The organism is Streptomyces sp. NPDC002602 (assembly GCF_042889445.1).
GTDB lineage: Bacteria > Actinomycetota > Actinomycetes > Streptomycetales > Streptomycetaceae > Streptomyces.
Window position 1 is genome coordinate 138,666 of record NZ_JBIAQX010000007.1, and the last position, 20,564, is coordinate 159,229.

The window sequence follows — 20,564 nt, forward strand, 5'->3', positions numbered from 1 at the left end:
GCGCCTCTCACCAGCCGCTCAGACCTCGAGAACCTGGCGCTTGTTGTAGGTGCCGCAGCTCGGGCACGCAATGTGCTGGAGCTTCGGCTCCTGGCAGCGCTCGCACGAAACCAGGTTGGGGACCGCAGCCTTCCACTGCGACCGGCGGTGGCGCGTGTTGCTGCGCGACATCTTCCGCTTCGGAACAGCCACGGCTACTTCTCCTGCTTCTCGGCGGCGCTCTGAACTCCGTCAGATGCAGTGCCGCTCATGTTGTCCTTCTCGTCGTCCTGATCGGTCACGACGAGTTCCTGCAAGGCCGCCCAACGGATATCGACGGCCTCATGGTGGTGGTCCGGGTCGTCGTTCAGGCTGAGCCCGCAATCGGGGCACAGTCCGAGACAGTCTTCTCGGCACACCGGCTGCAGCGGCAGTGCGAGCACCACCACGTCCCGCAGCAGGGGTTCGAGGTCGAACAAGCCGTCCTCGAGGAAGAGCGTGTCCTCGTCGTCCTCGGCGTCGTCGGCCGGTTCCGCCTTGGAGCGGCTCCGGTCGTCGGCGTCAGGGTACGAGAACATCTCCTGGAAGTCCGCCTTGAGCTCGCGCCCGACAGACTCCAGACACCTTACGCACTCCCCCACGGCCGATGCACGGGCGGTGCCTGTGACAAGCACCCCTTCCATGACCGACTCCAGGCGGAGGCTGAGCTTCAACGGGGCGCCTTCCGGTACCCCGATGACGCCGGCGAGACCGAGGTCCGCCGGTGCCGCGATCTCACGGGACAGCCGCTGCATGGCACCAGGACGCCGACCCAACTCGTGCGTGTCGAACACGAGGGGGTTGTGGTGGTCGAGGCGGGTATTCAGGGCCGTTCCTGCTTTCACAGATCGCTGAAGATCAAAGTTTCTGCCGCTCACGGGCAGCATGGATCGCGGTGCATACGCGCGACCGAACAGCCAGGATACCCGCCGCTCCGCTCTGAGCCCAATCCGGCCCCGAGAGCGACCCGAGGCCCCTCTAGCGTCCCTGCTCGTACTGCCGCAGTTGGTTCAGGTCGATCATGCTCGTGTCGAAGAAGCTGGTCTCGTCGAGCGCGGGCTGCGGGGGAACCTGCTGTTCGTGCTGTTGCCCGCTCTGGTGCTGCTGGTGCTGCTGGTCCTGGTCGTACGGGACCTGCTGCTGGTAGGCCCCGTACGGGTCCGGCTGCTGCTGGTAGGAGGCGGCGTAGGGGTCGGGCTGCTGCTGGTAGCCGTACGGATCCTGGTACGCGGCGTACGCGTCCTGCTGGTGGGCCGCCGGCTGCTGGTAGGAGTAGCCGTCGTACACGGGCTCCTGGTGCGCGGGCGCCTGGACCTGGGCGGGGATCACCGGGGCCGCCGGCTCGGCCAGACCGGCCAGGAAGTCCGCGTCGCTCGACGAGCGGCCCTGCTGGAGGCCCGCCGCGTCCTGGGCCGCCATGTGCGCGCCGAGATCGTCCACGGGCGCGCGCCCCAGCAGCTTCTGGCGGCCGCGGCCGACCGCCTCCAGGGTCTTGGACAGCACCGCCTCGAAGGTCGCCAGCTTGGTGTCCACGTACGCGTCGGCCTGCTCGCGCCGGATCTGCGGATCCGGGCTGGGCTCGGGGGCGTCGTGGTCCGTCGGGTCCTCGTATCCGCTGCCGCCCGTGCCCGGACCCCGTCCCAGCAGCTTCTCCCGGCCGCGGTCCACCGAGCCGATGGTCTTGCTCAGCACGACCTCGAAGTTGGCGAGCTTGCTGTCGACGTAGTCGTCCGCCTCCGCCCGGATCTCCTCCGCCTCCCGGCGGGCGTCCGCGAGGATCCGGTCCGCCTCGGCCTGCGAGCGGCGCGCGACCTCCGTGTCGGAGATGAGGGAGCCACGTTGGGCGTGCGCCGACTCGATGATCCGGTCCGCCTCCCGGCGGGCCTCCTCGACCATCTGCTCCCGGCCGCCGATGAGCTCCCGCGCCTGTGCGAGCGACCCGGGCAGGGCCTCTCGCACCTCTTCGAGCTGCGCGAGCAGCTCCGCGCGATTGATCACGCACGAGGAGGACATGGGCATGGACCGGGCGCCGCCGACGGCCGCGACGATCTCGTCGAGCTTCTTCTGCACGTCCATGGGGGCTCGCACTCTCTCGGCCTCGGGCGGTTCCCGAGTAGGACCCGACGACTGTAAGGCCCCGGGGTGCGGGCCCGGGCTGGACCGGGGTGACATCGACCCGTCAGCGGTCGCGCAGTCGCTCCAGCAGGGCCGCGTGCACGTGCGCCGGCAGCAGGTGGGCGACGTCGCCGCCCCAGGTGGCGACCTCCTTGACCAGGGAGGACGACAGGAAGCTGTAGGTGGGGTTGGTCGGCACGAACAGCGTTTCGACGCCCGACAGTCCCATGTTCATCTGGGCCATCTGCAGCTCGTAGTCGAAGTCGCTGACGGCGCGCAGGCCCTTGACGATGGCCGGGATGTCCCGCTGCTTGCAGAAGTCGACCAGCAGTCCGTGGAAGGACTCGACCTCCACGTTCCCGTAGTCGGCCGTCGCCTCCCGGATCAGTTCGATCCGCTCCTCGACGGTGAACAACCCCTGCTTGGACTGGTTGATCATCACGGCGACGTGGACCACGTCGTAGAGCCGGGAGGCTCGGCCGATGATGTCGAGGTGTCCGTTGGTGATGGGGTCGAACGACCCCGGACAGACGGCGCGGCGCAACTGAATTCCCTCGCTCCCCGATGCGGGCATCATGAGTTTTCGCTGGTGAAGGCGGCGCGACCGTACCAGAGGGTACCTTCGCCGTACTTCCGTGACCGGAGCGGTTCGAAGCCGTCGGGCCACGGGAAGGCACCGCTCCTGGTGCTGCGTTCCACGGTGACCAGTGCGTCCTCCGTGAGCCAGCCATTGGACCGGAGTGTGAGGAGGATCTCTTGGAGTTCCTCGTGGTCCACGACGTACGGCGGGTCCAGGAAGACGATGTCGTACGGCTCCTCGTGGAGCGGGACCGCCACGATCTGTTCGGCCTTGCCCGACCGGAATTCGGCGCCGGGCAGGCCCACCGACGTGATGTTGTCCTTGATCGCCTTGGCGGCCTTCGCGTCGGGCTCGACGAGCAGGGCCCGTTCGGCGCCGCGGGAGAGGGCCTCCAGCCCCACCGCGCCGGATCCCGCGTAGAGGTCGAGCACGCGGGCGCCCTCGACGCCGTGCAGGGACTCCCAGGTGGAGAAGAGCCCTTCGCGCATCCGGTCCGAGGTCGGGCGGGTGCCGGTGCCGGGCGGCACGGACAGCCGTCGCCCGCCGGCGCTGCCGGCGATCACGCGGGTCATCTGGGGTCCTTCGGTGGGGAGACGGAGAAACGTTCAGCGGTTCAACGATAGGTCGTCGTCCTCAGCCCTTCTCCAGGTACTGCTCGCGCTCGGTGTCCAGCAGCGCGTCCAGGGCGGTCCGCAGGCCGGGCAGGTGCTCCAGCTCGGGGTCCTCGGCGACCACGCGGGTGGCCTCCTCGCGGGCCTGGGCGATGACCTCCTCGTCCTCGATGACGGCGAGCATGCGCAGCGAGGAGCGGACTCCCGACTGGGCCTGCCCCAGCACGTCGCCCTCGCGCCGCTGCTCCAGGTCGATCCGGGAGAGTTCGAAGCCGTCGAGGGTGGCGGCGACGGCCGCGAGCCGGGCGCGGGCGGGGCTCGCCTCGTGCATCTCGCTGACCAGCAGACACAGCCCGGGCGCGGAGCCGCGGCCGACGCGGCCGCGCAACTGGTGGAGTTGGGACACCCCGAACCGGTCCGCGTCCATGATCACCATGACCGTGGAGTTGGGGACGTTCACCCCGACCTCGATGACGGTGGTGGCGACCAGCACCTTGACCTCGCCGGCGGTGAAGCGGCGCATGACGGCGTCCTTGTCCGCGGGGTCCATCCGTCCGTGGAGCACCTCGACGCTCAGCCCGGCGAGCGGGCCCCGGGCGAGCTGGTCGGCGATCTCCAGGACGGCCAGCGGGGGTCGCTTGTCGCCGTCCTCCTCGGCGGCCTTCTTCTTCTTGGGCTCGTCCTCGCCGTCGCCGATGCGCGGACAGACCACGTAGGCCTGGTGCCCGTTCTCGACTTCCTCCCGCACGCGTTCCCAGGCGCGCGCGAGGAAGTGCGGCTTGTCCTTGGCGGGCACCACGTGGGTGGCGATGGGAGAGCGGCCGGCGGGCAGCTGGTCCAGTACGGAGGTCTCCAGGTCGCCGAAGACCGTCATCGCGACCGTGCGCGGGATCGGGGTCGCGGTCATCACCAGCAGGTGCGGGGGCTGTTTGCCCTTCGAGCGCAGCGCGTCGCGCTGTTCGACGCCGAAGCGGTGCTGTTCGTCGACGACGACCAGTCCGAGGTCGTGGAACTGCACCTTGTCCTCGATCAGGGCGTGGGTGCCGATGACGATGCCGGCCTCGCCGGTCACCAGGTCCAGCAGCGCCCGGCGCCTGGCCGGCACCCCCATCGAGCCGGTGAGCAGCGAGACCTTGGTGCCCTCGTCGGATCCGCCCAGCAGGCCGCCCTCGGCGAGTTCGCCCATCATCTCGGTGATGGAGCGGTGGTGCTGTTGGGCGAGTACCTCGGTGGGCGCGAGCATCGCGGCCTGTCCGCCCGCGTCGACGACGGCGAGCATGGCCCGAAGGGCGACCATCGTCTTGCCGCTGCCGACCTCGCCCTGGAGCAGGCGGTGCATGGGGTGGTCGGTGGCGAGGTCGTCGAAGATCTCCTTGGAGACGGTCCGCTGGCCCTCGGTGAGGGTGAAGGGCAGCTTCGCGTCGAAGGCGTCGAGGAGTCCGCCCGGGCGGGGCCGGCGCGGGACGGCCGGGAGTTGGGAGTCGGCGTGCCGGCGGCGGGCGAGGGCCACCTGGAGGACGAACGCCTCGTCCCATTTGAGGCGTTGGCGGGCGTCCTCCACGTCGGCCTTGGTGGTGGGGCGGTGGACCTTCAGCAGGGCCTCGGTGAGCGGGACCAGGCCGCGGCCCTCGCGCAGGGCGGCGGGGAGCGGGTCCACTGCCTCCCTTACGCCGGGCAGCACCGCGTCCACGCATTTGGCGATCTTCCAGGACTCCATCTGCTTGCACGCCGGGTAGATCGGGATGAGTCGGCCGGCGAAGGCGGCCGCGGCGTCCGCGCCGCCGGTGTCGTCCGTGTCCTTGCCGAGCGGCTCGTAGGCGGGGTGGGCGAGCTGGAGTTTGTGGTTGAACCGGGAGACCTTGCCCGCGAACATCGCGCGGCTGCCGGGCAGCAGGTCCTTGTGCGGCTTGTGGACGCCGGAGCCGAAGAAGACCAACTGGAGCCGGCCGCTGCCGTCCGTGATGGTGACTTCGAGGCGCTTCCCGCCGCCACGACCGCCCTGGTAGGTCAGCAGTCGCGCGTCGGCGACCTGCGCGACGACCGTGACGTGCTCGTCGAGCTGGTCGGCGAGGTCCGCGAGGGAGGTCAGCTCGCCGCGCTCGGCGTACCGCCGGGGGTAGTGGTGCAGCAGGTCCAGGGCCGTGTGCAGCCCGAGGTGCTCGGCCAGCACCTTGGCGGTGGCGGGGCCGAGGGTCTTCTTGAGGTCTTCGTCGAGCGCGGGCACGTGTTCCATTGCACACCATGGCGCCGACAAGCCGGTCCTTCGACCCCTATTCGACCCCGATGAGGAGCGGCGCCGAGTACCGTCCGCCGCGGTAGGTGACCGTGTCGACGGCCAGGTGGCCGTGTTGTACGTAGGCCTCCAGGCGGGCGGCGAGGGCGTCCGGGACGTCCTCCCCGAGCACCAGGGTGACGAGTTCGCCGCCGGAGCCGAGCATGCGGTCCAGGACGGCCTCGGCGGTCTCCGGCAGGCCGGGACCGATGACGGCCACGTCCCCGTCGATGAGCCCGAGGACGTCCCCGGCCTGGCAGATGCCGGCGGAGGTGAAGGACTGCCGTTCCGCGACGGCGAGTTCCCCGTACCGGGTGGCTCCGGCCGCCGCGGTCATGGCGACGACGTCCTCGTCGAAGCTGGCGTCCGGGTCGTGCACGGCGAGTGCGGCCAGGCCCTGGACCGCCGAGCGGGTGGGGATCACGGCGACCCGCACACCGTCGGCGCGGGCCTGATCCGCCGCGGCCGAGGCGGCGGCCCGCCACTCGGAGTCGTTGGGCAGCAGCACCACCTCGCGGGCGTGGGCCCGGCGGATGGCGTCGACCAGGTCGGCGGGGGCCGGGGACGCGTCGGGGCGGGCGAGCACGGTGGTCGCGCCCGCCTCCCCGCACAGTCCGGCCAGTCCCTCGCCCGGTACGACGGCGACCGCGGCCCGCTGGGCGCGCGGGGCGCCGGCCCGGCGTCGTTCGTCGCCGAAGTGGGTGATCCGGATCCGGTAGGGGCGTCCGGCGACGACGCCGGCCTCGACGGCGGCGCCGGGGTCGTCGACGTGGACGTGGACGTTCCAGAGCCCGTCGCCGCCGACCACCACGAGGGAGTCGCCGAGCCCGTCGAGGCGGGCGCGCAGCTCCCCGACGGCCGGCTCGCCGGCCTCCAGCAGGTAGATCACCTCGTACGCGGGCCCACCGTGTTCCTCGGCGCACGGCTCCGGCGGTCGGGGTACGGGCACGGCCCGGCCGCGGATCGGTTCGGCGGCGGGTTCCCGGCCCGACAACGCCTGCCAGAGGGCGCCGAGCACGGCGACCAGTCCGCACCCCCCGGCGTCGACCACCCCGGCCCGGCCCAGCGCGGCGAGTTGCCCCGGGGTCTCGGCGAGGGCGGCGCGGGCTCCGTCGTAGGCGGCGCGGGCCACGTCGGCGGCGGTGCCGGCGGCGGCCTCGGCCGCGTGGCCGGCGCGGGCCGCGGCGGCGGCGACGGTGAGCATGGTCCCCTCGACGGGGTGCGCGACGGCCTGGTAGGCCTCCTCGGCGGCCCGGGTGAGCGCCCGCGCCAGGAGCGGGCCGGGGTCGCGTCCCTCGGGTTCGGCGCCGAGCACGTCGGCCACGCCTCGGAGGAGTTGGGCGAGGATCGTCCCGGAGTTGCCCCGGGCGCCTGTCAGGGCGCCGTGCGCGTAGGCCCGTACGGCCTCGGGCAGGGACAGGGGGGCGGGAGCGGGCTCGGGCGGCGTGGTGTCGGTCACGTCGGGGGAGGCCGACGCGAAGGCGGCCGCCAGCTCGCGGGCGGCCGATTCGGCGGTCAGGTAGAGGTTGGTGCCGGTGTCCGCGTCGGCCACGGGGTAGACGTTGATCGCGTCGATGTCCTCGCGGGCCCGGCCCAGCGCGGCCAGGGCGAGCGAGCTCCAGGTGCGCACCGCTTCGGCGTCGAGGGTGTGCGGCTGAGGCTCGTAAGGCACCGGGCGTTCCTCCTTGTGCGGGCCGGGGTTCACCGCAGGGTAACCAAGGGTGGCCGGCGCCTCGGGACCGCGGGGCGTGGTCGGCGGGCGCCATGGTAGTTTTCTTGGACCGGCACAGACGTTGTATGCTGCTCCGGTTGCCCGATGAGAGTCGGGCCATTCCCCCGGCAAACCACTTCGGATCTCTGATTCCGGTGCGCCGGATTCACTGTAAGTGCATCTGAAGTCTTTGGAGTGACCTGTGGCTGCCAACTGCGACGTTTGCGCCAAGGGGCCGAGCTTCGGCAACAACATCTCCCACTCGCACCGCCGCACCTCGCGTCGCTGGAACCCGAACATCCAGCGCGTTCGTGCCGTGGTCAATGGGACGCCGAAGCGCCTCAACGCCTGCACCTCGTGCATCAAGGCCGGCAAGGTCTCGCGCTGACGCCTCACGTCGTAGCGCAGCCCTTTCCGGTTGCCAAGAAGGCCGGTCCACCTGGTGGACCGGCCTTTTGCCTTGCCTGAAGCGTGCGCGGGCCTGCCCGCGCACGGCCCGAGCGAGCGCGGAGAGCTCCCGGGAACCCTCGACGGGTTTCCCGGGAGCTCTTCGCGCGTTCAGGCACGCCAACGCCAGGCGTGGTCCACGGGGCCGATGCCGCCGCCGAGCGCGAAGCCGGCGGCGATGGCCCCGGTGACGTACTCCTTGGCCGCGGTGACGGCCTCGGGGACGTCGAGCCCCTTGGCGAGGCCCGCCGCGATCGCGCTCGCGAGGGTGCAGCCCGTGCCGTGGGTGTGCCGGTTGTCGTGCCGGGGTGCGCGCAGCCACCGCTCGTCGGCGCCGTCGGTGAGCAGGTCCACGGCCTGGTCGCCGTGCGCCCGCAGGTGTCCGCCCTTGATCAGCGCCCACCGGGGACCGTGACCGAGGATCGCGTCGGCCGCCCGCCGCATGTCGTCCTCCGTCTCCACCACCAGGCCGGTGAGTCGGGTCACCTCGTCGAGGTTGGGGGTGGCCACGGTGGCCCGCGGCAGGAGTTCCTCGCGTACGGCGTCCAGCGCCGAGTCGGCGAGCAGCGCGTCCCCGTGCTTGGAGACGCCGACGGGGTCCACGACCGCCGGGGCCGGGGTCCCGGCCAGCAGTTCGGCGACCGTCTCCACGAGTGAGGCGGAGGACAGCATCCCGGTCTTGACGGCCTGGACTCCGATGTCGTCCACCACGGCCCGGTACTGGGCCGTGACGGCCTCCGCGGGCAGTTCCCAGGCCCCGTGCACGCCGAGCGAGTTCTGGGCCGTCACGGCGGTCAGCACGCTCATTCCGTGCACGCCGAGCGCCAGCATCGTCTTGAGGTCGGCCTGGATGCCCGCGCCGCCGCCGGAGTCCGATCCGGCGACGGTCAGGCACAGCGGCGGACGGTTCATCGCGCGGGCTCCTCGGCGGCCGGGTCGGCGCCGAAGTGGTCCCAGCCGCCGGTGCTGGTCCAGGGCGCGCCGTCCACGGTCACCTGGGGGGCGGCGGAGCGGTTCTGTACCTCTCCGATGACCTTCCAGCGGGCGGGCAGTTTCACGTCGGGCGGGAAGGTGGCCACGATGGCGTGGTCCTCTCCCCCGGTCAGCACCCACTGGAGCGGGTCCACGCCGACGGCCTGGCCGATGTCGTGCATCTGGCTGGGGATGTCGACGGCCGCCGAGCGCAGGTCGATGCGTACCTTGCTGGCCTCGGCGATGTGCCCGAGGTCCGCGACCAGGCCGTCGCTGACGTCGGTCATGGCGGTGGCGCCGAGTCCGGCGGCGGCGGGGCCCGCGTGGTACGGCGGTTCCGGGCGCCGGTGCGCCTCGACGAAGGCCCGCGGGGAGCGGAAGCCGCGCGAGAGGACCGCGAACCCGGCCGCGGACCAGCCCAGCCAGCCGGTGACGGCCACCACGTCGCCGGGCTGGGCGCCGGAGCGCAGCACGGGCTCGTGGTTGCGCAGGTCCCCGAGGGCGGTGATGGCCACGGTGATGGTGTCGCCCCGCACGACGTCGCCGCCGACCACGGCCGCGCCCGCGACCTGGCATTCGTCGCGGATGCCGTCCATCAGCTCGGTGGGCCAGGTGACCGGCAGTTCCGCCGGGACGACGAGGCCGAGGAGCAGTGCGGTCGGCACCGCGCCCATCGCCGCGATGTCGGCGAGGTTCTGCGCGGCGGCCTTGCGGCCGACGTCGTAGGCCGTGGACCAGTCGCGCCGGAAGTGCCGGCCTTCCAGCAGGATGTCCGTGCTCGCCACGACCCGCCGGTCGGGGGCCGACACCACCGCGGCGTCGTCGCCGGGTCCGAGCCGGACCGCCGGGGTGGTGGTGAGCCGTGAGGTGAGCTCTCGAATGAGCCCGAACTCCCCCAGCTCGCCCACAGTGCCCTTCATCGCTGTGCCCCTTCTTGCCCAGTCCGCTTGCGGTCGCGAGCCGTCACAGCTCTGGGTACCGTCAACAGATACGTCAACTTCTGCTCTCCGTGCGCCTCGCCGTGCGTGGAGCCGGGCTCGCGGGTCTCCCCGTGACGCTCGGCGACGCGGTACCGTGGCGTCCCTTCTTCCTCGGGCCCACCCGATGTCCCCGGGCCCACCCGAAGGTTAGGGGAAATGATCCTCGTGGCCGCCCTGGAGGTTCCGTGGTACAGGCGTACATCCTCATTCAGACCGAGGTGGGCAAGGCGTCGTTCGTCGCCGAGTCCATCGGCCAGATCCCGGGGGTGATCCAGGCCGAGGACGTGACGGGCCCGTACGACGTGATCGTGCGCGCCCAGGCGGACACCGTCGACGATCTCGGCCGCATGGTGGTCGCCAAGGTCCAGCAGGTGGAGGGGATCACCCGCACCTTGACCTGCCCGGTGGTCCATCTGTAGCCCCCGTCTACTCTTGGCCGGTGATGTCCCTCCACCACCGGCCCCTGCGTCTACTGGCCCTTCCCGCCTGCGCGGTCCTGCTGGCCCTCGCCGGCTGTTCCTCCGGCGATGCCGAGGCCCGGGTGGATCCGCCGCCCACGCCGCCCGCCGATGTCGCGGGGCTCTGTGCGGCACTGCACGAGGAGCTCCCGGAGAAGGTGGCCGGCCTGGCGCGGACCACCACCCGTCCCGAGTCGGATCTGACCGCCGCGTGGGGCGGCTCGGCGATCGTACTGCGGTGCGGTATCCCCAAGCCGCCCAAGATGTCGGATCCGAAGCAGGACGGCGTCGAGGTCAACGGAGTCGGCTGGTTGCTGGAGAAGCTTCCCGCCGACGAGGACGGCGGTTTCCGGTTCACCACCGGGGCGCGGCTGGCGTACACGGAGGTCCGGGTCGACAAGGAGCATGCCACGGATGCGGGGATGCTGGTCGATCTCTCCGCGGCCATCGCCAAGACCGTGCCCGTGGGCATCTCCTCGTACTGAGTCGTCCGGACCGTCCGGGGCCGCCGTGCGGTCTCCCCCACTCACGATGACCGCCCGCCGGGGATCCCCGGCGGGCGGTCGTCGTGTGTGTGCGGTCGGGCCGGCGCTAGCGCAGCCCGGTGGAGCGGCGCAGGGCTGCCTGGATCAGGCGGTCCACCAGCTCCGGGTACTCGATGCCCGACTCCTGCCACATGCGCGGGTACATGGAGATCGGCGTGAAGCCCGGCATGGTGTTGATCTCGTTGATGACGAAGGTGCCGTCCTCCGTGAGGAAGAAGTCGGCACGCACCAGGCCCTCGCAGGACGCGGCGTCGAACGCCTCGACGGCGAGCCGGCGCACCTCGGCGGTCTGCTCGTCGGTGAGCGGCGCGGGAACGATCCCGGAGGCGGAGTCGATGTACTTCGCCTCGAAGTCGTAGAAGTCGTGGCTGGAGACCGGCGGGATCTCGGCGGGGACGCTCGCGCGCGGCCCGTCCTCGAACTCCAGGACCCCGCACTCGATCTCGCGGCCGCGCAGCAGCGCCTCCACGATGATCTTCGGGTCGTGGCGGCGGGCCTCCTCGATGGCGGCGTCCAGGCCGGACGCGTCGTCCACCTTGGTGATGCCGATGGAGGAACCCGCGCGGGCGGGCTTCACGAACAGCGGCCAGCCGTGTTCGGCGGCGAAGTCCAGGACCTTGGCGGTGGCGGCGGAGCGGTCGGCCTCCCACTCGCGCGGGCGGACGGTCACGTACGGGCCGACGTTCAGCCCGAAGGACGTGAACACCCGCTTCATGTAGTCCTTGTCCTGGCCGACGGCCGAGGCGAGGACGCCCGAGCCGACGTAGGGGATGCCGGAGAGCTCCAGCAGGCCCTGGAGGGTGCCGTCCTCGCCGTACGGGCCGTGCAGCACGGGGAAGACGACGTCCACCTCGCCGAGGGCCTTGGGAACGGCGCCCGGCTCGGTGTAGACGATCTCGCGCTTGGCCGGGTCGACGGAGAGGACGACGCTGCCGTCCGCGGAGTCGGCCAGGTCCTCGACGCTCGGGAGCACCCGCTCGGCGATGGCCATGCGGGAGGGCTCGTCGGCGGTCAGCGCCCACCGGCCGTCCGTGGTGATGCCGATGGGCAGCACCTCGTACTTGGACCGGTCGATGGACCGCAGCACGGCGCCCGCCGTGACGACCGAGATGGCGTGTTCCGAGCTGCGGCCGCCGAACACGACGGCCACGCGGGGCTTGCGGCCCTGCTGCTCAGGGGTCTGGGGGAGGTTCTCGCTGCTCATATCGCCACGAGAGTACCCGCTCAGACGTCCGGAATGGAGTCAGCGCCGTTCCGGTTTGGCGCTGCGTCCCATGAGTTCCTTGAGCGCGACCAGCGTGGGCTTCCCGTGGTGCACGATGTCGACCACCGTGTCGGTGATCGGCATGTCCACTCCGTACCGACGTGCCAGATCCGCCACGGACTGGCAGGACTTGACCCCTTCCGCGGTCTGCCGGGTGACCGCGATGGTCTCCTCCAGGGTCATCCCGCGGCCCAGGTTGATGCCGAAGGTGTGGTTCCGGGAGAGCGGCGAGGAACAGGTGGCGACGAGGTCGCCGAGACCCGCGAGACCGGAGAAGGTGAGCGGGTCGGCGCCCATCGCGAGGCCCAGGCGGGTGGCTTCGGCGAGGCCGCGGGTGATGAGCGAGCCCTTGGTGTTGTCGCCGAGACCCATGCCGTCCGCGATGCCGACGGCGAGGCCGATGACGTTCTTCACGGCGCCGCCGAGTTCACAGCCGATGACGTCGGTGCTCGTGTACGGGCGGAAGTACGGGGTGTGGCAGGCGGCCTGGAGGCGCCGGGCCACGGCGTCGTCCACGCAGGCCACCACGGACGCGGCGGGTTGACGGGCGACGATCTCGCGGGCCAGGTTGGGGCCGGTGACCACGGCGACGCGCTCGGCGGGGACCTTGGCCACCTCCTCGATGACCTCGCTCATCCGCTTCGCGGTGCCGAGTTCGATGCCCTTCATCAAGGAGACGAGCACGGTGTCGGGGGCCAGCAGGGGCGCCCACTCGGCGAGGTTGCCGCGCAGGGTCTGGGACGGGACGGCGAGAACGGTGAAGTCGGCGCCGCGCGCCGCCTCGGCCGGGTCGGTGGTGGCCCGGATGTTGGCGGGGAGTTCGACTCCGGGGAAGTAGTCCGGGTTGGTCCGGTCGGTGTTGACGGCGTCCACCAGCTCCTGGCGGCGCCCCCACATCGTCACCTCGCAGCCGGCGTCGGCGAGCACGACGGCGAAGGCCGTGCCCCATGAGCCGGTTCCGAACACGGTTGCCTTCACGGGACCTGTCACTTCTTGCCCTCCCCCGCGGCGTTGCGCCGCTGCTGCGCCCTGGCTTGGCGATGGTCGTACGGCTGCGCGGGCGCGCTTTCGCCCCGCAACTCCTCCAGCAGCTCGGTGATGGCCGCCATGATGACCTCGGTGACCTCCTTGAGCACGTCCGGGGTGGGTTCCCGGCCGTGGAAGGCGGAGAGGTCGACGGGCGGTCCGGCGAGCACCTGGAGGGTCTTGCGCGGGAACAGCCGGAGCTTGTCGGTCTTCGCGTAGGGCGGCATCGCGAGATTCGCGCCCCATTGGGCCACCGGAATGACGGGGGCCTTGGTGATCAGTGCCACGCGGGCGGCGCCGGTCTTGCCGGCCATCGGCCACATGTCGGGATCGCGGGTGAGGGTGCCTTCCGGGTAAAAGGCCACGCATTCACCGCTCTCGATGGCCGCCACGGCCGCCCTGAATGCGTCGAGGGCGTTGGTGGTCTCCCGGTACACGGGGATCTGACCGGAACCACGGAGGATCATGCCGACAAAAGGCACCTTGAAGAGGCCGGCCTTCGCGAGCAATCGGGGCACCCGGCCGGTGTTGTACTGGAAGTGCGCGTACGAGAGCGGGTCCAGATACGAGTTGTGATTGACGGCGGTGATAAATCCCCCGTCGGCCGGAATGTGCTCCATTCCCCGCCAGTCCCGCTTGAAGAGCACTACCAGCGGCGGTTTCGCGATGACCGCCGCCAGGCGGTACCAGAAGCCGATTCTGCGGCGGGACACTCGAACACCTTCCTCTAGGACCGGTGCGCGGCTTGGGCACCTCGTCGGCCGGACAAGTGTGGCCCCAGGCCCGGTCTCTGTCGAGAACACCGTACGCCCCGCTCACGCCGCCCTGCCTCCCCTCTGCCCGGGTGGGGGCGACAATGGGCCCACTGATGACCCGGCCATGACCTGACGATGGCTCGAGCGCGCGCGGGAGCGCACCGGAGGGGAGGGGGCCGCCACGAACGCCGTCTGGAGTCTGGTCGTCCCGTTGAAGCCGCTGGCGCTGGCCAAGAGTCGCCTCGCGGCGGCCGTCGGGGGCTCTCGTCCGGGGCTGGCGCTGGCTTTCGCGCAGGACACCGTGGTGGGGGCGCTGGCCTGCGCGGCCGTCGCGGATGTGGTGGTCGTCACGGACGACTCCGTGGCGGGTCGGGAACTGGCCCGGCTGGGCGCGCGGATCGTGTCGGACGCCCCGGGCGCCGGCTTGAACGCCGCCCTGGCCCACGGGGAGCGCGCCGTGCGCCGGCGGCGGCCCCGGGCGGCGGTGGCCGCGATGAACGCCGATCTGCCCGCCTTGCGACCGCCCGAATTGCTACGCGTGCTCGACGACGCCTCGAAATTTCCCCGGGCATTCCTGGCGGATGCGGCGAGAATCGGGACGACGTTGCTTTCGGCTGCTCCGGACGTGGAATTGGCACCCTCGTTCGGCGGCCCGTCGCGGGCCCGCCATTTCGCCTCGGGGGCGGTGGAAATCGCCCTGGCGGACGTCGACAGCGTGCGCCGGGACGTGGACACCGCGGCGGATCTGCGGACGGCCCTCACGCTCGGTGTGGGGCGCCACACCGCCCGATACAGTGCCGGTATGCAGGCGACCGCGTACACGTACGACTCCCAGACCCGCAGTGGCAGCGTGCTGCTGGACGACGGCACCCCGGTGTCCTTCGAGGCCCCGGCCTTCGACGCGGGCGGCCTGCGGCTGCTGCGCCCCGGACAGCGGGTGCGCATCGAGACGGACGGCGAGGGCGGGACCCTGCGGATCACCCTGATCACGCTCCAGACCTTCTGAGGTCCGCGCCTTCTCTCCCGACCCGTCCCCGACGGGGGTTTCCCCTCCGGACAGCACCGCGGGCCGGCTTCCCCCCGCGGGGGAAGCCGGCCCGGCGTGTGTGACCGACGCCCCTACTTCTTGCGGGCGGTCGTCTTCTTCGCGGTGGCCTTGCGCGTCGCCGTCTTCTTGGCGGGCGCGGTCGTCTTCGCGGTGGCCTTCTTGGCCGCCGGAGCGGTCTTCTTGGCGGTGGCGGTGGTCTTCTTGGCCGCCGGGGTGGCCTTCTTGACCGTGGTCGCCTTCTTGGCCGTGGCGGCCTTCTTCGCGACGGCGGTCTTCGCGGCCGTCTTCTTGACGGTCGCCGTGGCCTTCTTGGCCGTGGTCTTCTTCGCGGTCGCCTTCTTCGCGACCGTGGTCTTCGCGGCGGCCTTCTTGGCGGTGGTCGCCCTCTTGGCCGCGGCCTTCTTGACCGTGGCGGAAGCGCCGCCGGACAGGCTGCCCTTGGGGGCCTTCTTCACGGCCACCTCATCGCCCTTGGGGAGCTTCTTGGTGCCGCTGACCAGGTCCTTGAAGCCCTGGCCGGCTCGGAATCGGGGAACCGAGGTCTTCTTGACCCGGACGCGCTCACCCGTCTGCGGGTTGCGGGCGTAACGGGCGGGGCGGTCGACCTTCTCGAACGAGCCGAAGCCCGTGACCGAGACCCGGTCGCCCGCGACCACGGCGCGGACCATCGCGTCCAGTACCGCGTCGACAGCGTCCGCGGCCTGCTGACGGCCGCCCAGCTTGTCGGCAATCGCTTCTACGAGCTGCGCCTTGTTCACGTCTTCCCCTTCGGAGACTTCGCCAGAACGAATGTGTTCAAGCTTATTTCGCACGTTAGGCGGATATATACCGCAAATCAAACACGAAACGGGCTAATCACCCTAGTGCCGCAACGTTGTAGGCCGTTACGGAGTTCCTTCGCATCAGTCGCCTTCAGGGAATCGACCCTCGTCGAGGTCCTTCATCATCCTGTCCAGGCGCCTTGCCGCATCGGCGAGATCGTGCTTCGACGCGGCCGTGACGACCAACAGCTTCCGGGACAGCGCCATCCTTACGCCCTCCGGGACTTGCAGTGAGCGCACCCTTGTGTGTGCTTCTTTCAATCGGTCCGCGACGAGTTCGTAGAGCTCAAGTTGACTGTCGCGTTCCATGCACAGATTGTGCCATCTGGGGCGAGTTGTCGCCTCACGGGGCCTCAACACACGGCTGTGCCCCCCGCCGGAGGGCGAGGGGCACAGTGTGGTCGATGTGATCACCCGAAGGCGAATAAGCGCTGATCAGGCTGGAATCAGGCCCGAATCGTGCGGGGCTTGTGGCCCGGCCGGGTGCTTTCGTACGTGGCGATGTCGGCTTCGTTCTGAAGGGTGAGCGAGATGTCGTCCAGCCCCTCCAGCAGCCTCCAGCGGGCGTTGTCGTCGAGTTCGAACTCGGCCTCGACGCCTTCCGCTCGGACCTGGCGATCGACCAGGTCGACCGTGATCTCGGCGTCGGGGTCGGCCTCGGTGAGCTTCCAGAGCCGTTCGACGGTCTCCTGCGGCAGGACCACGGTCAGCAGGCCGTTCTTCAGCGAGTTGCCGCGGAAGATGTCGGCGAATCGGGAGGAGATGACCGTTTTGAAGCCGAAGTTCTGCAGGGCCCAGACGGCGTGCTCGCGGGAGGAACCGGTGCCGAAGTCGGGGCCGGCGACCAGGACGGTCGCGCCGGCGCGCTCCGGGCGGTTCGTGACGAACTCCGGGTCCTTGCGCCAGGCCTCGAAGAGCCCGTCCTCGAACCCGTCGCGGGTGATCTTCTTCAGCCAGTGGGCCGGGATGATCTGGTCGGTGTCGACGTTGCTGCGGCGCAGCGGGACGGCCCGGCCGGTGTGGGTGGTGAAGGCTTCCATGGTTCAGACTCCGGCGGTCGCGTCGGCGGCGGACAGGTCGGCGGGCGAGGCCAGATGGCCCAGCACGGCGGTGGCCGCGGCCACCTGCGGGGAGACCAGGTGGGTGCGTCCGCCCTTGCCCTGCCGGCCCTCGAAGTTGCGGTTGGAGGTGGACGCGGAGCGCTCACCCGGCGCCAGTTGGTCGGGGTTCATGCCCAGACACATCGAGCAGCCCGCGTGCCGCCATTCGGCGCCGGCCTCCTTGAAGACCTTGTCCAGGCCCTCCTCGACGGCCTGGAGGGCGACCCGGACCGAGCCCGGAACGACCAGCATCCGTACGCCCTCGGCGACTTTGCGGCCCTCGATGATGCCTGCGACGGCCCGCAGGTCCTCGATGCGGCCGTTGGTGCAGGAACCTACGAAGACGGTGTCGACGTTGATGTCGCGCAGCGGCTGTCCGGCGGTCAACCCCATGTATTCCAGGGCCTTTTCGGCGGCGTTCCGCTCCGAAGCGTCCTCGTACGAAGCAGGGTCGGGGACGTTCGCGGAGAGCGGCGCGCCCTGGCCCGGGTTGGTGCCCCAGGTGACGAACGGGGACAGCGCGGTGCCGTCGATGACGACCTCCGCGTCGAAGACCGCGTCGTCGTCGGTGCGCAGGGTCTGCCAGTACGCGACGGCCGCGTCCCACTCCTCGCCCCGGGGCGCGTGGTCGCGACCCTGGAGGTAGTCGAAGGTGGTCCGGTCCGGGGCGATCATTCCCGCGCGGGCGCCGGCCTCGATCGACATGTTGCAGATGGTCATCCGGGCTTCCATCGACAGCTTCTCGATGGCCTCGCCGCGATATTCCAGGATGTAGCCCTGGCCGCCACCGGTGCCGATCCGGGCGATGATCGCCAGGATCAGGTCCTTCGCGGTGACGCCCTCGGCCAGCGCGCCGGTGACGGTGATCGCCATCGTCTTCGGGCGGGCCAGCGGCAGCGTCTGGGTGGCGAGGACGTGCTCGACCTGGCTGGTGCCGATGCCGAAGGCCAGGGCGCCGAAGGCGCCGTGGGTGGAGGTGTGGGAGTCGCCGCAGACCACGGTGGTGCCCGGCTGGGTCAGGCCCAGTTGCGGTCCCACGACGTGGACGACGCCCTGCTCGACGTCGCCCAGCGAGTGCAGGCGCACACCGAACTCGGCGCAGTTCCTGCGCAGCGTCTCCAGCTGGGCCCGGGAGACCGGGTCCGCGATCGGCTTGTCGATGTCGATGGTGGGGGTGTTGTGGTCCTCGGTCGCGATGGTGAGGTCGAGGCGGCGCACCTTGCGGCCGGCCTGCCGCAGGCCCTCGAACGCCTGCGGGCTGGTCACCTCGTGCAGGAGGTGCAGATCGATGAAGAGCAGATCGGGCTCGCCCTCCGCGCGCCGGACGACATGGTCGTCCCAGACCTTCTCCGCGAGTGTCCTACCCATCGCTTTCCCTCCGGCCGGCCGGTCGTGCCGGCGCTTATTAGAGATCCGGTGCGCCTGATCGTCCGTACCCCACGTGCCGGACCGAGGCTCGGACCCAGTGGTTCGTGGACCCGCACATACAGACTCGCTGTTTCTTGGAAAAATTGAACTTGCGTTTCACAGTGTGAGACGCGAATATCGTTTCATGGACAACTCTAGCGGCGTCGGCGTTCTCGACAAGGCAGCTCTGGTACTGAGCGCACTGGAGTCCGGTCCGGCCACCCTCGCCGGGCTGGTCGCGGCGACAGGGCTCGCACGACCCACGGCACATCGCCTTGCCGTGGCACTGGAACACCACCGGATGGTGGCGAGGGACATGCAGGGACGTTTCATCCTCGGTCCGCGGTTGGCAGAGCTTGCCGCCGCGGCCGGCGAGGACCGCCTGCTCGCGACGGCCGGACCGGTGCTCACCCACCTCCGTGACGTGACCGGGGAGAGCGCGCAGCTCTACCGGCGTCAGGGCGACATGCGCATCTGTGTGGCGGCGGCCGAGCGGCTGTCGGGCCTGCGGGACACCGTCCCGGTGGGCTCCACGCTCCCGATGAAGGCCGGTTCGGCCGCGCAGATCCTGATGGCCTGGGAGGAGCCCGAGCGGCTCCACCGCGGGCTGCAGGGCGCGCGTTTCACGGCGACGGCGCTCTCGGGCGTACGGCGCCGCGGCTGGGCGCAGTCGATCGGCGAGCGGGAGCCCGGTGTGGCCTCCGTGTCGGCGCCGGTGCGCGGACCCTCGAACCGGGTGGTCGCGTCGGTGTCGGTCTCCGGGCCGATCGAGCGCCTGACCCGGCACCCGGGGCGGATGCACGCCCAGGCCGTCATCGACGCGGCCGCCCGCCTGTCGGAGGCCCTGCGCCGAACCGGCTGACCCTCTTCCGAACTCCCCCACTCCCCCCGGGTCCGGGGGCGCGTACGACGCCGCACACGTCCTGTACACGCGCCTCCGGGCCCGCACTCATGAGGCGGGTACGCGGGCGGGTCCGCGACCGTACCGCTGCGCGATCCGACCGCTGGACATACGAAAGAGGCCCTCCGCGATGAACGCGGAGGGCCTCTTCGATGCGTACCCCCGACCGGATTCGAACCGGCGCTACCGCCTTGAGAGGGCGGCGTGCTAGGCCGCTACACAACGGGGGCTAGCTGTTACTGCGGTGATGCGCTGGGCTACCAGGACTCGAACCTAGAATAAGAGAACCAGAAACTCTCGTGTTGCCAATTACACTATAGCCCAAAGGTCTAGACCAGCTAGACACAGTACCCCCGACCGGATTCGAACCGGCGCTACCGCCTTGAGAGGGCGGCGTGCTAGGCCGCTACACAACGGGGGCCCTAGCGATCCTGCATCAAAACATCCGGGTGCGACCCTGGAGATCTCGCGGGAAGGATCTGTACCCCCGACCGGATTCGAACCGGCGCTACCGCCTTGAGAGGGCGGCGTGCTAGGCCGCTACACAACGGGGGCAAGCACTGCGTTACTTCTGCACTGCGCTGGGCTACCAGGACTCGAACCTAGAATAAGGGAACCAGAAACCCTCGTGTTGCCAATTACACTATAGCCCACCAAAACTCAAGCCCTTGCGGGACTTTCGTTTGGTTAGCGCCCCCGTCCCGGCCTTTCGGCCCGCTCGGGCGGCGCAGAAAGAACATTACCGGATGCCTGACCGTGCTCCAAAACGGGTATCCGCAGCCAGCAGCGCGGGCAGTCGCCCGAGTCCGTCGATCCTGTGCACGCCCTCGGGCCCCGCGCCCGCGTCGCCGCGACGGTCGAGCCACACCGCCGTGAGGCCCGCGTCACGGGCGCCGCGGGCGTCGATCTCGGGCTGGTCCCCCACGTACGCGACCTCGCCCGGCGGCAGTCCGAGCGCCTCGCAGGCCTTCAGGAAGGCCTCCGCGGCGGGCTTGCTGACGCCCAGTTCGGCGGCGCAGACCAGTACCTCGAAGCGTTCGCGCAGGCCGAGCCGGCGCAGCTTGGGATCCTGGTTGGCGAGCGAGGAGTTGGAGAGCACGCCGTGCCGGTAGCCGTCGGCGAGGGCGTCCAGCGCGGGCACCGCGTCGGGGAACAGGGTCCAGGCGGCCTGGTAGTGGGCGACGTACCGGTCGAACCAGTCGTCGGTCTCGGCCCCGCTCATGTCGGGCCGTTCCAGGAAGTCCCGCACCCGGTCCCGGCGCTGCTCCCGGAAGGTCACCCGGCCCGCGGCGAAGCGGTCCCAGTGCCGTTCGGTGAGGCGGCGCCACAGCGCGAGCGCCTCGGCCGGCGAGCCGTGGCGCGCCTCCAGCCCCTCGTCGGCGAGATGCGCCGCGAGACCGGCCGTGTCCGCGCCGGTGTAGTCGAAGAGGGTGTCGTCGATGTCCCACAGCACTGCACTGATCGGCATACGGCCGAGGCTACGCCGAAACGCCCCGGGGGCGGCGGCCTTCGCGGCTGCCGCCCCCGGGGGAC

Annotated in this window: 21 protein-coding genes, 5 tRNA genes and 1 pseudogene; 5 read left to right on the forward strand and 22 right to left on the reverse strand. The window is 70.8% G+C overall.

Translation table 11 applies throughout. The annotated features are described in order from the left end of the window. Window positions 1–18: 18 nt before the first annotated feature. The 7 genes from rpmF to ACFYW3_RS20775 all read right to left on the reverse strand — a co-directional run bounded on the left by rpmF (window position 19) and on the right by ACFYW3_RS20775 (window position 7,268). Window positions 19–192, reverse strand: coding sequence for a 50S ribosomal protein L32 (gene rpmF / locus ACFYW3_RS20745; protein WP_053675094.1), 174 nt, complete (start codon window positions 190–192; stop codon window positions 19–21). A gap of 2 nt (window positions 193–194) precedes the next feature. Further along, on the reverse strand, window positions 195–896 hold the full coding sequence (locus ACFYW3_RS20750; protein ID WP_371591454.1) for a DUF177 domain-containing protein: 702 nt from the start codon (window positions 894–896) through the stop codon (window positions 195–197). Between the two features lie 100 nt (window positions 897–996). Beyond that, a complete protein-coding gene (locus ACFYW3_RS20755; RefSeq protein ID WP_351750461.1) occupies window positions 997–2,094 on the reverse strand; it encodes an ATP synthase F0 subunit B in 1,098 nt (365 codons plus the stop codon). A 103-nt stretch (window positions 2,095–2,197) separates the two neighbouring features. Further along, window positions 2,198–2,677, reverse strand: coding sequence for a pantetheine-phosphate adenylyltransferase (coaD, locus tag ACFYW3_RS20760; RefSeq protein WP_199826417.1), 480 nt, complete (start codon window positions 2,675–2,677; stop codon window positions 2,198–2,200). A 29-nt stretch (window positions 2,678–2,706) separates the two neighbouring features. Next, window positions 2,707–3,285 carry a 16S rRNA (guanine(966)-N(2))-methyltransferase RsmD gene (rsmD, locus tag ACFYW3_RS20765; RefSeq protein ID WP_351750462.1) on the reverse strand — a complete coding sequence of 193 codons (579 nt, stop codon included), beginning with the start codon at window positions 3,283–3,285 and terminating at the stop codon, window positions 2,707–2,709. A 61-nt stretch (window positions 3,286–3,346) separates the two neighbouring features. Beyond that, a complete protein-coding gene (gene recG, locus ACFYW3_RS20770) occupies window positions 3,347–5,557 on the reverse strand; it encodes an ATP-dependent DNA helicase RecG (protein WP_351750464.1) in 2,211 nt (736 codons plus the stop codon). Window positions 5,558–5,594: 37 nt separating this feature from the next. Further along, window positions 5,595–7,268, reverse strand: a complete 1,674-nt coding sequence (locus ACFYW3_RS20775; protein WP_351750466.1) for a DAK2 domain-containing protein — start codon at window positions 7,266–7,268, stop codon at window positions 5,595–5,597. 241 nt (window positions 7,269–7,509) lie between these two features. On the opposite strand from ACFYW3_RS20775, the gene rpmB reads away from it, so the two are divergent. Next, complete coding sequence (gene rpmB, locus ACFYW3_RS20780; protein ID WP_007266795.1) at window positions 7,510–7,695, forward strand: 50S ribosomal protein L28; 186 nt, start codon at window positions 7,510–7,512, stop codon at window positions 7,693–7,695. A 170-nt stretch (window positions 7,696–7,865) separates the two neighbouring features. Here rpmB and thiD read toward each other — a convergent pair whose 3' ends face one another. Then, complete coding sequence (thiD, locus tag ACFYW3_RS20785) at window positions 7,866–8,666, reverse strand: bifunctional hydroxymethylpyrimidine kinase/phosphomethylpyrimidine kinase (protein WP_351750467.1); 801 nt, start codon at window positions 8,664–8,666, stop codon at window positions 7,866–7,868. Then, a complete protein-coding gene (locus ACFYW3_RS20790; protein WP_053675082.1) occupies window positions 8,663–9,646 on the reverse strand; it encodes a thiamine-phosphate kinase in 984 nt (327 codons plus the stop codon). Before ACFYW3_RS20790 ends, thiD begins: the two co-directional genes overlap by 4 nt. Window positions 9,647–9,891: 245 nt before the next feature. On the opposite strand from ACFYW3_RS20790, the gene ACFYW3_RS20795 reads away from it, so the two are divergent. Continuing rightward, window positions 9,892–10,125, forward strand: coding sequence for an Lrp/AsnC family transcriptional regulator (locus ACFYW3_RS20795; protein WP_030011290.1), 234 nt, complete (start codon window positions 9,892–9,894; stop codon window positions 10,123–10,125). 23 nt (window positions 10,126–10,148) lie between these two features. Beyond that, the gene (locus tag ACFYW3_RS20800; RefSeq protein WP_351750469.1) at window positions 10,149–10,649 is read left to right on the forward strand and encodes a DUF3515 domain-containing protein; all 501 of its coding nucleotides are present in this window, start codon (window positions 10,149–10,151) and stop codon (window positions 10,647–10,649) included. A 106-nt stretch (window positions 10,650–10,755) separates the two neighbouring features. Here the strand turns inward: ACFYW3_RS20800 and ACFYW3_RS20805 are convergent, their stop codons facing one another. From ACFYW3_RS20805 to ACFYW3_RS20815, 3 genes are read right to left on the reverse strand one after another with little or no spacing between them, the layout of a single operon-like run. After that, window positions 10,756–11,913, reverse strand: a complete 1,158-nt coding sequence (locus tag ACFYW3_RS20805) for a D-alanine--D-alanine ligase family protein (protein WP_389386959.1) — start codon at window positions 11,911–11,913, stop codon at window positions 10,756–10,758. A gap of 39 nt (window positions 11,914–11,952) precedes the next feature. Next, a complete protein-coding gene (locus ACFYW3_RS20810) occupies window positions 11,953–12,963 on the reverse strand; it encodes an NAD(P)H-dependent glycerol-3-phosphate dehydrogenase (RefSeq protein WP_053675076.1) in 1,011 nt (336 codons plus the stop codon). Beyond that, window positions 12,960–13,712, reverse strand: a complete 753-nt coding sequence (locus ACFYW3_RS20815; RefSeq protein WP_267800191.1) for a 1-acyl-sn-glycerol-3-phosphate acyltransferase — start codon at window positions 13,710–13,712, stop codon at window positions 12,960–12,962. Before ACFYW3_RS20815 ends, ACFYW3_RS20810 begins: the two co-directional genes overlap by 4 nt. A gap of 241 nt (window positions 13,713–13,953) precedes the next feature. On the opposite strand from ACFYW3_RS20815, the pseudogene cofC reads away from it, so the two are divergent. Further along, window positions 13,954–14,553 (forward strand): annotated as a pseudogene (gene cofC, locus ACFYW3_RS20820) (2-phospho-L-lactate guanylyltransferase); the annotation flags it as partial. A 320-nt stretch (window positions 14,554–14,873) separates the two neighbouring features. Here the strand turns inward: cofC and ACFYW3_RS20825 are convergent. The 4 genes from ACFYW3_RS20825 to leuC form a co-directional block, all read right to left on the reverse strand. Beyond that, window positions 14,874–15,560 carry an HU family DNA-binding protein gene (locus ACFYW3_RS20825; RefSeq protein ID WP_351380822.1) on the reverse strand — a complete coding sequence of 229 codons (687 nt, stop codon included), beginning with the start codon at window positions 15,558–15,560 and terminating at the stop codon, window positions 14,874–14,876. A gap of 144 nt (window positions 15,561–15,704) precedes the next feature. Next, window positions 15,705–15,932 (reverse strand): hypothetical protein, encoded by a 228-nt coding sequence (locus ACFYW3_RS20830; RefSeq protein WP_351750471.1) that lies wholly within the window; start codon window positions 15,930–15,932, stop codon window positions 15,705–15,707. A gap of 137 nt (window positions 15,933–16,069) precedes the next feature. Further along, complete coding sequence (gene leuD, locus ACFYW3_RS20835; RefSeq protein ID WP_053675068.1) at window positions 16,070–16,663, reverse strand: 3-isopropylmalate dehydratase small subunit; 594 nt, start codon at window positions 16,661–16,663, stop codon at window positions 16,070–16,072. Between the two features lie 3 nt (window positions 16,664–16,666). Beyond that, window positions 16,667–18,091, reverse strand: coding sequence for a 3-isopropylmalate dehydratase large subunit (gene leuC / locus ACFYW3_RS20840; RefSeq protein WP_351750472.1), 1,425 nt, complete (start codon window positions 18,089–18,091; stop codon window positions 16,667–16,669). 184 nt (window positions 18,092–18,275) lie between these two features. On the opposite strand from leuC, the gene ndgR reads away from it, so the two are divergent. Continuing rightward, the gene (ndgR, locus tag ACFYW3_RS20845; RefSeq protein WP_053675064.1) at window positions 18,276–18,992 is read left to right on the forward strand and encodes an IclR family transcriptional regulator NdgR; all 717 of its coding nucleotides are present in this window, start codon (window positions 18,276–18,278) and stop codon (window positions 18,990–18,992) included. 196 nt (window positions 18,993–19,188) lie between these two features. Here ndgR and ACFYW3_RS20850 read toward each other — a convergent pair. The 6 genes from ACFYW3_RS20850 to ACFYW3_RS20875 form a co-directional block, all read right to left on the reverse strand. Next, a tRNA-Glu gene (locus ACFYW3_RS20850) sits at window positions 19,189–19,261 on the reverse strand. A 22-nt stretch (window positions 19,262–19,283) separates the two neighbouring features. Further along, window positions 19,284–19,355 (reverse strand) — tRNA-Gln (locus ACFYW3_RS20855). Between the two features lie 24 nt (window positions 19,356–19,379). Further along, window positions 19,380–19,452, reverse strand: a tRNA-Glu gene (locus ACFYW3_RS20860). A gap of 61 nt (window positions 19,453–19,513) precedes the next feature. Further along, window positions 19,514–19,586: transfer RNA gene (locus ACFYW3_RS20865), tRNA-Glu, on the reverse strand. A gap of 26 nt (window positions 19,587–19,612) precedes the next feature. Further along, window positions 19,613–19,684, reverse strand: a tRNA-Gln gene (locus tag ACFYW3_RS20870). Window positions 19,685–19,770: 86 nt separating this feature from the next. After that, a complete protein-coding gene (locus ACFYW3_RS20875; protein WP_351750474.1) occupies window positions 19,771–20,499 on the reverse strand; it encodes an HAD family hydrolase in 729 nt (242 codons plus the stop codon). Window positions 20,500–20,564: the final 65 nt, after the last annotated feature.

Excerpts from the sequence above, each read along its gene's own strand:
- ACFYW3_RS20755 (WP_351750461.1), bottom strand. The coding sequence starts at position 2,094 with ATGGACGTGCAGAAGAAGCTCGACGAGATCGTCGCGGCCGTCGGCGGC.
- rsmD (WP_351750462.1), bottom strand. The coding sequence starts at position 3,285 with ATGACCCGCGTGATCGCCGGCAGCGCCGGCGGGCGACGGCTGTCCGTG.
- recG (WP_351750464.1), bottom strand. The coding sequence starts at position 5,557 with ATGGAACACGTGCCCGCGCTCGACGAAGACCTCAAGAAGACCCTCGGC.
- thiD (WP_351750467.1), bottom strand. The coding sequence starts at position 8,666 with ATGAACCGTCCGCCGCTGTGCCTGACCGTCGCCGGATCGGACTCCGGC.
- ACFYW3_RS20790 (WP_053675082.1), bottom strand. The coding sequence starts at position 9,646 with ATGAAGGGCACTGTGGGCGAGCTGGGGGAGTTCGGGCTCATTCGAGAG.
- ACFYW3_RS20800 (WP_351750469.1), top strand. The coding sequence starts at position 10,149 with ATGTCCCTCCACCACCGGCCCCTGCGTCTACTGGCCCTTCCCGCCTGC.
- ACFYW3_RS20805 (WP_389386959.1), bottom strand. The coding sequence starts at position 11,913 with ATGAGCAGCGAGAACCTCCCCCAGACCCCTGAGCAGCAGGGCCGCAAG.
- ACFYW3_RS20830 (WP_351750471.1), bottom strand. The coding sequence starts at position 15,932 with ATGGAACGCGACAGTCAACTTGAGCTCTACGAACTCGTCGCGGACCGA.
- leuD (WP_053675068.1), bottom strand. The coding sequence starts at position 16,663 with ATGGAAGCCTTCACCACCCACACCGGCCGGGCCGTCCCGCTGCGCCGC.
- leuC (WP_351750472.1), bottom strand. The coding sequence starts at position 18,091 with ATGGGTAGGACACTCGCGGAGAAGGTCTGGGACGACCATGTCGTCCGG.
- ndgR (WP_053675064.1), top strand. The coding sequence starts at position 18,276 with ATGGACAACTCTAGCGGCGTCGGCGTTCTCGACAAGGCAGCTCTGGTA.
- ACFYW3_RS20875 (WP_351750474.1), bottom strand. The coding sequence starts at position 20,499 with ATGCCGATCAGTGCAGTGCTGTGGGACATCGACGACACCCTCTTCGAC.